Origin of the sequence: Pseudomonas sp. PDM03, assembly GCF_014852385.1 — a bacterium.
GTDB lineage: Bacteria > Pseudomonadota > Gammaproteobacteria > Pseudomonadales > Pseudomonadaceae > Aquipseudomonas > Aquipseudomonas migulae.
The window spans coordinates 24,769-37,483 of record NZ_JACVBM010000012.1 but is presented as its reverse complement, the minus strand read 5'-3'; the positions used below and the strand labels follow the sequence as shown (position 1 = coordinate 37,483).

Genomic DNA, 12,715 nt, shown 5'->3' with positions numbered 1-12,715 from the left:
CTTGTTATTCTCCTGCTTGCATTGAGCAAATCAGTGTTGAATCAAAAAGTGGTTTTCATCGTCAGGTAAACGGCGCCACGGTCCTCAGTCGTTGCACCACCACCGGAAAAGGCCGAGTAGCCACCGGCGAAACAGGCGTAGTTTTCGTTACCGCTAAAGGCGTTCGGCGCAGTGCCATCACCTCCGGTCGGGCCGGTACTCACACCGCTGACATTGCACTTGTCGGCCTTGCCGAAAGAGTCCACGTACTTCAGGTCGACAAAGTATTTGTTGTACACAACGGCCCCGAGACCGATGGCGTAGTTACCGGTGTCTTTGGCACCGCCACCGGAGACCGGTGAAACGCCATCGAGACCGACGTTGATGGACATCGGCGCGTTGAGGTCGACACCGGGAAACACCTGGTACCAGGTCGGTGTGAAGTTGACCGCGATGCCCCAGTTGTCCCGGGTTGGCTGGTCGATGCCGTGGTAGGTGCCCTTGCCCTTGTAGAGCGCCTCATTCTTGCTATCGAGCTTGAGCAGGTTGCTGTAATACAGCTCGCCAAGCAGGGTCGCCGAATCGAATACAGGCGTTTTGGCAATGGTCATCAGACCGTTGAGCGTCCAGTGCAAGGTGTCGCCGGTGGCGGCCATGCTGTCGCCCTTCTGCGGGGTGTCATAAACCACACCGGTGGCAGCCGTGCGTGCCGGCAGCAGGCCAAGACCTTGGCCCAGGCCCAGCGGACTGGTGGAGCTGACGACCGCCGGAATACTGGCCAGCGGCATGTTGTGACGAATGTTCAGGTCCGAACCCACGCTCACCCCGCCCACATCCTTGGACAGGCTCAGGCCAACGATCTTGATGTTGTCGGCATAGGCCATTTGATAGGTGGCGGTGCTCAGCGAGTTGAGCGTATTGACCACCGCGGGCACCTGGCCGGCCGGGCGAGTTCCGTTCGGGTTGGCCGAGCTCAGGCCTCGGGCATCCAGCCAGGCTTGCGGGAGGATTTCCGAGGTTTCGCGGTAGTAAACGCCGAGGGTGCCGTCCAGCCAGGCGGGCGACCACTTGGCCATGAGGCCCCAGTCGCCGCGCTTGTCCGGCGTCAGGTCATGCCCGCGACGCACGTTGGTCAAGCCGTTGCACGGCGCCAGGCCGCAACCCAGAGGGCTGCCAGGCACGACAGCATTAGTGTTACCCAGCAGGAACGACTGCGCGCCGAAACCGACCAGGTCGGAGCCGCCGTAGTAGGTGCCGGCTTCCGGCAGGCGTGCGGCGTCCCAGTCGAGAAAGTACTGGGCGGCCACGGTCAGTTCGGGATTGATCGTGAAGGACATCGACAGCTGATTGCGCGGAACGAACAGTTCCTTGGCTTCGGTGCCCGGCGACGCGGCCAGCTTGGCCAGGTCCAGGCCGGACTGGCCGTAGCTGATCGAATGCACCGGGTTGAGAATGGTCTCGCCCCAGAACACGTTGTGCTGGCCAGCCTTGAAGCTCAGCATCGACTCCTCGCCCACTTCGGTGCTGTAGAACACGAAGGCGTCGAGGATTTCGCCGGACGGGCCGGTGTAGTAACGCTGGGCATAGTTGCTCAGGTGCGGGCTGCCGTTGCCGACGTTGTCATTGGTGACCCCGGCCAGGCGCGGGTCGTTGGCGACCAGGCCCGAGGTCGATCCGTTGCCGTTGACGAACGGGTTCGAATTGGAACCGGTGTTCTCGTAGGCCTTGTCGTACCAACTGGCGGCGCTGACACGAAAGCCCATGTGGTTCTGGTAGACCACGTCCATCTCGGTCAACAGGTCGACGCGGTTGGTGATGTTGGTCCCGGCCTTGCGGAAGTTGTAGTCGCCGTCGTTGTTGTTGGGCGTGCCCAACATACGTTTGTCCGCGCTTTCGGTGCGCACGCCGTAGTTGTACTTGATGGTGTTATCCAGGCGAACGGTCCAGTCCGGGTTACCTGTCTCGATCTCTGCCGCATGGGCCATCGGCACCGTTGCCGCGAGAATGGCTGAGGCCAGCAAGGTGTAGCGTGAAGCGGTGAACCCGTGACTCTTATTGTTGTGCATTGCGTTGTCTCCGCCATTTTGTATTTGTTTTAAGCGCAGCCGCCCTCGCGCACCCTCTTGTTCCAGGGGTTTGCGTTTTTCAGGAGTGAGGGCAAATGCCGGATGGCGCGAGCCAGCCGGCGCCTGAACTAGCGATCCAGCTCGAGGATGAGGGCTTCGGCTTGCGGCCAGTGCCCGTACCCGGCAGCAGGATTGAGATGACCGACATCGCCCAGATTGAGTAGCTCACTGCCCCAGCCTTCAGCCAGGTGCGTAACGGCTTCCAGGCTGGCGAGGTGGTCGCTGGTACTGGCGGCCACCAGGCTGCGAAATGGCAGCGGCCCTTTGGGTAGAGGATCCCAACCCTGGCTACGCAGGGTTTCAGGCGATGGGTAGCCTGACGGCCAAGGGGCATCGAGGTCAGGTGGAGCAGCCAGCAGCGCGCCCTTGATCGGCCGGCGGTACTGCGCGGCCCAGTGCGCGACCATCAGTACGCCTGCGCTGTGGGCGACCAGGATCACCGGCCCGTCGATCTGCTCCAGCGCGTGCTGGATCGCTTGCACGCGCTTGTTGCAATCGAGCTTGTCGGTCTCCTGCGGCGGCACACTACGTACCTTGCTCAGCCTGGCTTCAAGCAACGTCTGCCAATGTTCGGCAACGTGCTCGCGCAGGCCCGGTACGATCAGAACGGTTGCGGCAGTTTGCAGTTTGTCCACTTCAGCACCTACGCTTTCTCGATGACTCGACTGGCTCTGTGGCCAGGGGCTTTTTGTAGGACTGACATTAAAGAGCGCCCACCCCAGGCGCTTTTCATTGGACGTCAGGCACTTTTCTTTTCATGACAGATTTCCAGGTATTGGCGCGCGCCGACCACTGGTCGAAAATCCCCACAGGTTCTCTGTAGCTCACTGTAATCAATGGGTGTGCGTCGATTGCTCCACGACAACGGAGGTGATTGCGGACAGAAACTGGCGAGCGCCCTCGACAACATCACAACTGTTCAATCGCTGATGTGCTGGATATAGTCGCCACGCTCATCTGAATCGCAACCGGCCCAGGAAAGACCTTCGCATGCCCAAGCTTGTTCGCGCCGCCGTCTTGACCAACTACCTGGAGGTTACTCAGTACCTGGGGTTCAACCCGCGCGATGTACTGGCCGGCGTCGGCTTGAGCAAAGCCCTGCTGCAAGCCCCTGAACATCGCATTCCCATCGATGCCGCCGTGCGTCTGCTGGAGGACTCAGCCGCCGCCAGCGGCTGCCAGAACTTTGGCCTGAGCATGGCCGAGTCGCGCCAGCTCTCGGACTTCGGCGTGGTCAGCCTGCTGCTCAGCCATCAGCGCACGCTGCGTGATGCCTTGCAGGTGGTGGTGCATTACCGGCACTTGATGAATGATTCGCTGGCCATCTTCATTGAAGAGGCCGGCAAGATGGTGATCATTCGCGAGGAGGTGGTCACCGACTCGCCGATGCCCAGTCGACAGGCCACCGAGCTTGCCATCGGCGTGATGTTCCGCCTGTGCGCCGCCCTGCTCGGCTCTCACTGGCATCCCTACAGCGTCAATTTCACCCACCAGCCCCCCGACAACCTTCAACTGCACCGTCGCCTGTTCGGCTGCACCCTGGAGTTCGGCAGTGAGTTCAACGGCATTGTCTGCGCAGGTGCCAGCCTGGACATGACCAACGCCAATGCCGACCCGGCCATGGCCCGTTACGCCCAGAGCTACCTCGATTCGCTGCAAAGCCACCAAGGCACTTCGATGCTGTTCGAAGTGCGCAAGGCCATCTACCTGCTGCTGCCCATGGGCCGCGCTACCATCGAGCAAGTCGCGCAGAGCCAGGGCATGAACGTTCGCACCCTGCAACGTCGCCTGAAGGATGATGGTTGTGCGTTCAACGATGTGATCAACGATGTGCGCCGCGACCTGGTGCTGCGTTATCTGGACAACCCGAATTACACGCTCGGGCGCATTGCCGACATGCTTGGCTACTCGATGGCGAGTTCGTTTACGCGGTGGTTCATCAGCCAGTTCGGCATGCCGCCGGCGACGTGGCGGGTGCAAAAGCAGGCTTCGGCAAAAGCCCCGACGGATGCTGCCCCACCCAAACCCTACTGATATCGCGCCTGTTGTAGGAGCCAGGCTTGCCGGCGAAGGCGTCTTGATAGGCGACGATTATCTTTCAGGTGTACATATCCATTTCTGCGGTTATGGCCGCTATTGGTTTCGCCCTTACGGCGAGTCACTTGGAAGAGCCCCAAGTAACCAAGCGCTCTTGCCCCTTTCGTTCGGTGCCTCGCCCAGGCTCGGCATGCCCTCGCTCCGGTCCTGCTCCGTGGGCCCGCCGCCATCGGCCATCCATGGCCGGGGGCGGCTAACCCGGCATCCATGCCGGGTTGCCCACTGCGCAGAACCTGCGCTCGGCCTCTCGAGGGGGCGCTCAGATCAAAAGCGCAAGGCGAGCTAACGCTCGGCCTGATGAGTGGTGAAAATCAAAAGCATGCGTGCCCCCTGTAGGAGCCGGCTTGCCGGCGAAAATCGTCTGGACACCGCGTTCATTCAGACACCCAGCGTTATCGTTGACGTCCATCGCCAGCAAGCTGGCTCCTACAATTTTGACCGTGTGAACCCGATCCCGTGTAGGAGCCGGCTTGCTGCGGGCGGCGTTCCGACGATGGCGTCCGTCCAACCAACACATTAATTGTCTGACCCACCGCTATCGCCAGCAAGCCGGCTCCTACAGGGGAGCGGTGTACATGCTCGGAATGAGTGAGCGCAGCAGAGAAGGAGAACGCGTACGCAAATGAGCCAGGTCGGCTTTCAGGCCGCCTCGGCGGCTGTGGCGGTGGTCGCCCCCTCGAGAGGCCGAGTGGAGGTTCTGCGCAGTGGGCAACCCGGCATGGATGCCGGGTTAGCCGCGCACGGCCAAGGATGGCCGATCGCGGCGGGCCCACGGAGCAGGACCGGAGCGAGGGCATGGCGAGCATTAGCGAGCCACCGAACGAAAGGGGCAAAAGCGCTTTGGTTACTTTCGCGCTTTTCGAAAGTGACTCGCCGTAAGGGCGAAACCAATAGCCGCCATCACCGCAGCAACGGATATGTACTCAGACAACAATCTCCCACAAACTTTGACGAGGCATGGATCAACGCTGGCAAAGGCACCGATGGAGGTCAACGATGACGCGGGAAGCCTGGCCTCTGGTCCTTCCCCAGCGAGCTCACACCGGGCAAAAAAAAACGGCGACTGCTGGCACAGTCGCCGAAAAAAACCGGTGTTGTCGACACCGGTCGAGGACACCACCACAGTGAGGAGTCAACCGCGGTGCAGCCCTCTGTCAAAAAGCGTTTTGCGTCGGGTGTCAAAGGCCCCAGTGCAGCAACAACAGCACCAGCACGACGAGGAACACCGTCTCCCCCACCATCAACAGAATCGGCTTGATACCCACCGCCGCCAGTTCCTTGAGTTGGGTCTTCATGCCCAGGGCACTGATGGACACCACCAGGCACCAGCGCGACAGCTCATTGATCGAGCCCTGCACCACCGGGGCTATCCACCCGGTGCTGTTGATACACGCCAGCAACAGGAAACCGACGGCGAACCACGGCAGCAACGGTGGTCGCTTGCCGGTCGGATCGGCGCCCTGCATGCGGGTGATCATCGCGGCGGTGACGATTACCGGCAGCAGCATCGCGACCCGCATCAGCTTGACCACCGTGGCCGTATCGCCGGTCTCGGTCGACATGCTGTAGCCGGCGCCGACCACCTGGGCCACGTCGTGGATGGTCGCCCCGAGAAACACCCCGGCCACTTGCGGCGGCAGTTGCAGCCAATTGGCAATCATCGGGTACACGATCATCGCCAGAGTCGACAGCGCCGACACCCCAATCACCGTGAACAACGTCGCGCGTTCTTTCTGCGGGTGATTAGGCAGCGCTGCCGCCAGCGCCAACGCGGCCGATGCACCACAAATCGCGGTGGCCCCTCCGGTGAGCATGCCGAACAAACGCTGAAAGCCCAGCGCCTTGGCAGCGATCACTGAAACGCCGATGGTCACCACCACCAGAATCACCACCAGCGCCACTGGCTTCCAGCCCAGCGCAGCCATCTGTTCAAGGGTAATGCGCATGCCCAGCAGCGCCACGCCGATGCGCAACACGGTACGCGCCGTGAACTCGATGCCGGCCTTGCAGGCACCGTCGCCGGCCAGAAAATTCAGGGCCATGCCCAATAGCAAGGCAAACAGCATCACCGGCGCACCGTAGTGCTCGGACAAAAACGACGCGGCCGCCGCCACGATCAGACTGACGACAAAACCCGGCGCCAGTTCGCGCGTTCGGCTGTGGATACGGGTGAGAGCGATGGCGTTCATGGCGCGGCCTCCTCGGGAACAATGACGATGAATGCCTGACCGTCGATGATCTCGACCGGGTAGTTGGCGACTTTGACTGCGGTGGAATTGAGCAGGTAACCGCTGCGCAGATCGAAGCGCAGACCATGAGCGCAACACTGAATCACTCGCCCCTCAAGTCGCCCGCCACACAGCGAGGCGCCCTGGTGCGGGCAACTGTCGTCAATGGCGAACAAGTCACCTTCGACGTTGAACAGCGCCAGGCTTTTGTCATCGAATTCGAACAATGCACGACCGCCCGCCTGCGGGTGTTTTCCGGCAGGCACGGGGATACGCCGGGTCATGCAGGTTGCCGCTCGTAATCACTTTCTTTCAGTGCCTGGCTCATGGCCCCGAGCAACACCGCAGCAGGTTGCGCGCCCACCACCGTCATGCGGCGATCGAACTGAAAGCCGGGTACGCCACTGCTCGCCTCGGGTGATCCGGCAAATGGAGTGGCGTCGCCCGTCAGGCAGTCAGCCAAGGCCTGCGCATCAATGCCACAGGAGCGGGCAATGGCGAGCAAGGTCTCGCGGCAACCAAGGTTTTCGCGTTTGCGGAAATAAGCGGCGAACAGCCGCTCTAGCAACATTTCACTCTGGGCAGCGTTGCCCAGCGCGCTGACCCGCTCGAACAGACGATGGGCGTCTGCGGTATTGGGCATCGTCTCGATCTGGCCGAGGTCGATGGTCAGTCCAACCGCCGCGGCAGCCTTTTGTACCTGGGCCTGGCGCATGGTCATGGCATCGGCATTGCCCAGGCGCTTGCGGTAGAAATCGACGAAGGGCTCACCTTCCAACGGCAATTGCGGCAGCAACTGCACGCCATGCCACTGCGTGCTGATCTGCACATCCGGATGGCGACTGCGAAACTGTACCTGCGCATGCTCCAGTTGGCGTTTGCCGATCAGGCACCAGGGGCAGATAAAATCGAAAAACACATCAATCTGTAGACGACGACTCACAACTTCACCTCTAACCCGGCCTGGCTGACGGGGTCAGGCACGCGCTGACCCTGAAGGCGGGCAATATCTTTGTGGTAATGACACTTGGCATAAAAGAACACGGCCGCTGCCGCGAGGCTGACCAATGGCACCAGTTGGAAAGCGGCATGCAGGCCGATGAGGTCCGACACCCTTCCTGTGATGAACGGCCCCGGCGCCAGTCCCAGCATGTTGTTGGCCAATGTCAGCGTGGCGAAGGCCGTGCCATGGACCGAGTAATGGGTCAGGTTGGCGACCATCGCGCCAGCCGGGCCGGTGGTGCCGGTGGCAATCAGCATGCCCAGGCAAATCAGTGCCAGTTGCAAAGGCCCTGCCGTCATTGCGAACGCCGCCGACAGCAGCAGGCAACTGCCCAGGCAAAAGGCGATAGCCAGGCTGACCTTGCGTTCCGGCGAGTTGCGACACAGCCGATCGCTGAGCATGCCGCACACAATCATCCCCGCACCGCTGCACAGCACGATGATCGCCGCCATGGCGCCGGCTTTGTCCGTCGGCATGTCGTAGTAGCGATTGAGGTAGCTGGGAATCCACACCATCACCGTGCCGCCGACGAACAGCTGCAAGCCGCTGGCGACGTAGGTCGCTACCACCGAACGACTGGACCACAGCGTACGCAGCGGACGCTTGGCCCCCGCGACAGCCTTGGCGACCCGTTGCGGTGCGATGCGCGCTTCCTTGACGATGATCGGATAAAGCATCGCCAGCACCAGGCCAAACAACGCCATGCCGGCGAACGACCAGCGCCAGCCTAGCTTGGCCGCGATGGCACCGCCCAACGCCATGCCCAGCACCGAGCCGAACATGCCGCCCGCCATGAACGCGCTGGCCAGGGTGGCGCGCATGTGTTTCGGAAACACCGAAATCACCACGGCGATACCGACGCTGCCATAAGCCGCTTCACCGACGCCGACCATGAACCGGGCAATGAACATTTGCTGGTAATCCTGCGCCAATGCGCAGCCCAGCGTGGCCAGGCTCCACAGCAACGCCATCAGCGCCAGGCTCTTGACTCGTCCAAAGCGGTCAGCCATCAACGACAGCGGGAATGTCAGCAGGCCGACCATCAAGGCAACGATACCGCTGAGCAACCCGAGCTGGCCGTCGCTCAGGGCCCACTCGCTCTTGAGCAGCGGGAACACCGCGTTCAGCACCTGACGCGACATGTAATCGGAAATCAACAGGCCGAACGTCAATGCAAAAACGATCCAGGCATATTGGCGCGAAACGCCGACGCAACCTGCGTCGTCATCGTCAGCGGCGATTGGGTGAAAGGCCATGCAGCCTCCTCAATGCTTTTATTTATTGTTGTTATCAAGCGTGTTGCAGTGCGGTGGACGAGAGGTTGCGGCCCCTCGTCCAGACCGTCGGTCAGCCGCGTTGCGGCACACCCTTTTGGCCAGCCTTGCGGTTGGGGGCCATACCGTTGGCCAGCAGGGTCTGCTCGATGCTGTCGTACTTCACACCGATGCGATAAATCTCGCGGGCTTCTTTGCCCGTGGCGATTTCGCGACCCAGTTCATGGGCAATGCGCACGGTTTGCTGGATCTGCGCCACCGAGCCGAAGCGATCACCCTTGTGATCAATGATAGTGTCTTCATTGCCCACGCGCGGGTGCATGCCCATAGCCATCGACATGGTGTTGAACGGCATGACGTTCTTGAGCAGCGACTCGGAGGTCAGGGTGCAGCCGTTCGGCGCTCGGTGGATGAAATTGAAGAAGTTGAACGGGTTCGGGCCGTCGAAACCGCCACCGATGCCGATCCAGGTCAGGTTCAGCGGGCCCTTGTAGATGCCCTTGCGCACCAGGCGCTCGAGGGTTTCCAGGGCATGCATGCCGGTCAGCTGGAAGTGCGGCTGGATGTCGTTGTCCATCAGGCGCTTGAGGTGCTCGGCAACCCAGGCCGGGCCGGCCGGTACGGTCATTTCGCTGTAGGCAGCCTGGATCAACGGGTTAGCCAGCGAGGTACCTTCCAGGTATTGCGGATACAGCAGCTCCATGATGTTCATCTGGGTGGTGTTGATTGCCACCGTGACCTGATCCGGTTTTGGCGTCAGCTCGGCCAGCATGTGGCGGGTATCGTCGGACAGCCACTTGGCGGCTTCGCCATCACTTTCCGGGGCGAAGGAAATCGAACCGCCGACCTGGATGATCATGTCCGGCACGGCTTCTCGCACGCCGGCGATCAGCTCGTTGAACTTCGACAGGCGCTTGGAGCCCTTGCCGTCCAGTTCACGCACATGCAGGTGCAGCACGGTGGCGCCGGCTTCATAGCAATCGACCGCTTTCTGGACTTGCTCGTCCATGGTCAGCGGGATGTCTTCCGGAAAATCTTCAGGCATCCATTCCGGGCCGTACGGGGCCACGGTGATGACCACTTTTTCCATGTTTTCCGGGTGCAGGGAATCGTCGAAGAATTGCATGATTTACTCCACTTTTTATGATTGTCCCGCCCACCCGGGATCGTGCCGGGCAGACGTTTTTACGAGTGCGTATGCAGAAAGGGTCGATCAGTAGGTCTTGTCGCCGATGATCCCGGCGCGCTCCATCTTGCGATGGCACGGCGGGTAATCCATGACGGCGTAGTGCTGGGTACTGCGGTTGTCCCAGATGGCGATGCTGTTGGGCTTCCAGCGCCAGCGCACCTGATACTCGGGGATGTACGCCTGGCTGATCAGGTAGCGCAGCAATTCGCTGGCGCCGGGGTTGGCGTCCTGACCGAAGCGCACCCGCTCAGAGGTGTGGTAGTTGCTGATGTGGGTGGTGAAGGCGTTGACGAACAGCACCTTCTCGCCGGTTTCCGGGTGGGTGCGCACCACCGGGTGCTCGGCGTCCGGGTACATCGCCTTGAGCGCCAGGCGTTTTTCGATCGGCATCGCCGCACCGAAACTCGCTTCGATGCTGTGACGGGCACGCAGGTCGGCGATTTTCACCTTCACGTCTTCCGGCAAACGCGCATAAGCCTCGACCATGTTGGCCCACATGGTGTCGCCGCCGACCGGCGGGCATTCCACGCAGCGCAACACGCACCCCATTGGCGGCGCCTCGCGCCAGGTGGCGTCGGCGTGCCAGGCGTTTTCATAGCGGTCCATCGGCTGGTCCGGACTCTTGTAGATCCGCACCAGCCCCGGATGATCCGGATCGCTGCCGGCCACCGGATGGTCTTCCAACTCACCAAAGCGGCGAGCGAAGGCCACGTGCTCGTCGCGAGTGATGTTCTGATCACGCAGGAACACCACCCGGTGCTTGAGCAACTGGGCACGAATCTCGGCAAACAGACCGTCGTCATGCACCGCGTCGGCGAGGTTCACGCCGATCAGTTCGGCGCCGATGTTGCAGGTCAATTGTTCGACTTTCATGGCTGGCCGCTCCTTAAATGACGAAAATCGACGAACCGGTGGTCTTGCGCGACTCAAGGTCGCGATGAGCCTGCACCGCATCCTGCAAGGCGTAGTGCTGGTTGATCTCGATCTTGATCCGGCCGCTGCCGACGTGGTCGAACAACTCACCGGCCAGGGCGGCTTTCTCCGCTGGGTCGGCGATGTAGTCAGCCAGGGCCGGACGGGTCAGGAACAATGAGCCTTTCATCGCCAGCATCACCGGGTCGAACGCTGGGATCGGACCGGAAGCCGTGCCGACGCACACCATCAGGCCACGACGCTTGAGCGAATCCAGAGAGCCGGCGAAGGTGTTCTTGCCGACGCTGTCGAACACCACGTTGACGCCGACGCCATCGGTCAATTCGCGAACGCGGGCGGCGACGTCTTCATGGCTGTAATTGATAGTATGGTCGCAACCGTGAGCCCGGGCGATTTGGGCCTTTTCCTCGGTCGAAACCGTGCCGATCACGTTCAAGCCGAGCAATTTGGCCCACTGCGAGACGATCAGGCCAACGCCACCGGCGGCGGCGTGCAACAGAATGCTGTCGCCTTCCTTGAAGTCGTAGATGCGGCGCATCAGGTACGAAGACGTCAGGCCGCGCATGGTCATGGCCGCAGCGGTTTCGAAACTGATGGTTTCCGGCAGCTTGATCAGCGGCGCGGCCGCGATCAGCCGTTCGGTGCTGTAGGCGCCAAGGGTGTTGAGGAAACCGGTATAGGTGACGCGGTCCCCCACCTGGACGTTGGTCACCCCTTCGCCAACGGCCTGGACCACACCGGACGCTTCAACCCCCATGCCGTTGGGCATCGGAATCGGGTAAGTGCCATTGCGAAAATAGGTGTCGGCATAATTGAGGCCCACCGCCACATGACGAAGACGAACCTGGCCTGGACCGGGATCGCCGACCTCGACCTCCTCATAACGGAGGACTTCGGGACCACCGGTTTCGTAGAAGCGTACGGCGTTGGCCATTTTTTCTTATTCTCCAGTCTGTACAGCGTCGATTTGCGCTGATTGGACTGTAGGACGCAGTCTGGTGAGCCGCTTCTCATCAGACGACACAGGCTTTTCATTTCATGACAGATGGTTGCGGGCATGGAACGCAAGACTGCGCTATGACCAGGTTGGACCTGCGTCAGATATCGTCATCCGCCGCCTTGGTTGTGACGATGAGGGGCTCGATACCCCAGTCGCCGGGCACGTTCCAGTCTTCGCCAAACAGCTCGGCCGGATGCATCGTACGCTCGGAGCCATTGCCGCACGCCAACGACTTGGCCGGACAATACCGGTCGCATCCCCAGCAAATCCGCTCGGGGTGTTTGGGGTTGTCGGGGAAGTTCTTGGCCATGCCGATCTCCGATCATTGAGAGGCGTTTTTCCAACCTACAGCCTCTGTGCAAAGTCGTCCTTGATGGATATCAAGCTATCGACATCGAGTGACTGCCCTCCCCCGATCATGATCCTGAGGCTAAGCTGATAACGGCCGAACAAACCTGGAGGCGTCGCTCATGATCAATAAAAATCCTCACCCGAACGCAGAGACACCCGACCGTCCACCGCTGTCGACATGGGACGATCAAGACGCCGCAACATCCATCGATAGCGATGCGTTTATCGCCCCACCTGCGCTGACAAACGCCGAACTGGTTCACTTGCGTGTCCGCGTCATTGCCCTGGAAAACCTGGTCATCGCGCTGCTGGCGGAAGGTTCGGAACGTCAGCTCGCCGTTGCCCGGGAAATGGCCGGCTACATTTCCCCCAGAGCCGGATTTACCCAGCATCCCTTGACCGTCCATGCGGCGGCACAGATGACCCACACCGTCGAGCGCGCCCAGCGATTTCGCCGGCGCGACGAGCCGTCGGTTTAATTACTCAAAACTTGATAGCAATCATTATTGTTCGCAGCAAACCTTCCTAGACTCGG

12 protein-coding genes are annotated in these 12,715 nt (G+C 61.1%); 2 read left to right on the top strand and 10 right to left on the bottom strand.

Going from position 1 to position 12,715, the window contains the following annotated elements; translation table 11 throughout:
- Positions 1–41: 41 nt before the first annotated feature.
- Positions 42–2,045 (bottom strand): DUF1302 domain-containing protein, encoded by a 2,004-nt coding sequence (locus tag IB254_RS17275; protein WP_192418265.1) that lies wholly within the window; start codon positions 2,043–2,045, stop codon positions 42–44.
- Positions 2,046–2,173: 128 nt separating this feature from the next.
- Positions 2,174–2,740, bottom strand: a complete 567-nt coding sequence (locus tag IB254_RS17270; RefSeq protein ID WP_192418264.1) for an RBBP9/YdeN family alpha/beta hydrolase — start codon at positions 2,738–2,740, stop codon at positions 2,174–2,176.
- A gap of 355 nt (positions 2,741–3,095) precedes the next feature.
- Between IB254_RS17270 and IB254_RS17265 the strand changes: the two genes are divergently transcribed.
- Positions 3,096–4,139 (top strand): AraC family transcriptional regulator, encoded by a 1,044-nt coding sequence (locus IB254_RS17265; protein ID WP_192418263.1) that lies wholly within the window; start codon positions 3,096–3,098, stop codon positions 4,137–4,139.
- Positions 4,140–5,380: 1,241 nt separating this feature from the next.
- Here the strand turns inward: IB254_RS17265 and IB254_RS17260 are convergent.
- The 8 genes from IB254_RS17260 to IB254_RS17225 form a co-directional block, all read right to left on the bottom strand.
- Complete coding sequence (locus IB254_RS17260; protein WP_192418262.1) at positions 5,381–6,391, bottom strand: YeiH family protein; 1,011 nt, start codon at positions 6,389–6,391, stop codon at positions 5,381–5,383.
- On the bottom strand, positions 6,388–6,714 hold the full coding sequence (locus tag IB254_RS17255; protein WP_192418261.1) for a Rieske (2Fe-2S) protein: 327 nt from the start codon (positions 6,712–6,714) through the stop codon (positions 6,388–6,390). The genes IB254_RS17260 and IB254_RS17255 overlap by 4 nt, the downstream gene beginning before the upstream one ends.
- Positions 6,711–7,373 (bottom strand): DsbA family oxidoreductase, encoded by a 663-nt coding sequence (locus IB254_RS17250; RefSeq protein WP_192418253.1) that lies wholly within the window; start codon positions 7,371–7,373, stop codon positions 6,711–6,713. Before IB254_RS17250 ends, IB254_RS17255 begins: the two co-directional genes overlap by 4 nt.
- Positions 7,370–8,689 (bottom strand): MFS transporter, encoded by a 1,320-nt coding sequence (locus tag IB254_RS17245; RefSeq protein WP_192418251.1) that lies wholly within the window; start codon positions 8,687–8,689, stop codon positions 7,370–7,372. The genes IB254_RS17250 and IB254_RS17245 overlap by 4 nt, the downstream gene beginning before the upstream one ends.
- A gap of 91 nt (positions 8,690–8,780) precedes the next feature.
- Positions 8,781–9,833 carry a 3-keto-5-aminohexanoate cleavage protein gene (locus IB254_RS17240; RefSeq protein ID WP_008032909.1) on the bottom strand — a complete coding sequence of 351 codons (1,053 nt, stop codon included), beginning with the start codon at positions 9,831–9,833 and terminating at the stop codon, positions 8,781–8,783.
- Between the two features lie 87 nt (positions 9,834–9,920).
- Positions 9,921–10,769, bottom strand: coding sequence for a TauD/TfdA dioxygenase family protein (locus IB254_RS17235; protein ID WP_192418249.1), 849 nt, complete (start codon positions 10,767–10,769; stop codon positions 9,921–9,923).
- 13 nt (positions 10,770–10,782) lie between these two features.
- Entirely contained in the window at positions 10,783–11,763 is a 981-nt protein-coding gene (locus IB254_RS17230) for a quinone oxidoreductase family protein (protein ID WP_008032914.1), read from the bottom strand.
- 163 nt (positions 11,764–11,926) lie between these two features.
- Positions 11,927–12,139, bottom strand: a complete 213-nt coding sequence (locus IB254_RS17225; protein ID WP_008032916.1) for a DUF3079 domain-containing protein — start codon at positions 12,137–12,139, stop codon at positions 11,927–11,929.
- Positions 12,140–12,299: 160 nt separating this feature from the next.
- On the opposite strand from IB254_RS17225, the gene IB254_RS17220 reads away from it, so the two are divergent.
- Complete coding sequence (locus tag IB254_RS17220; RefSeq protein ID WP_192418241.1) at positions 12,300–12,659, top strand: hypothetical protein; 360 nt, start codon at positions 12,300–12,302, stop codon at positions 12,657–12,659.
- Positions 12,660–12,715 lie beyond the last annotated feature (56 nt).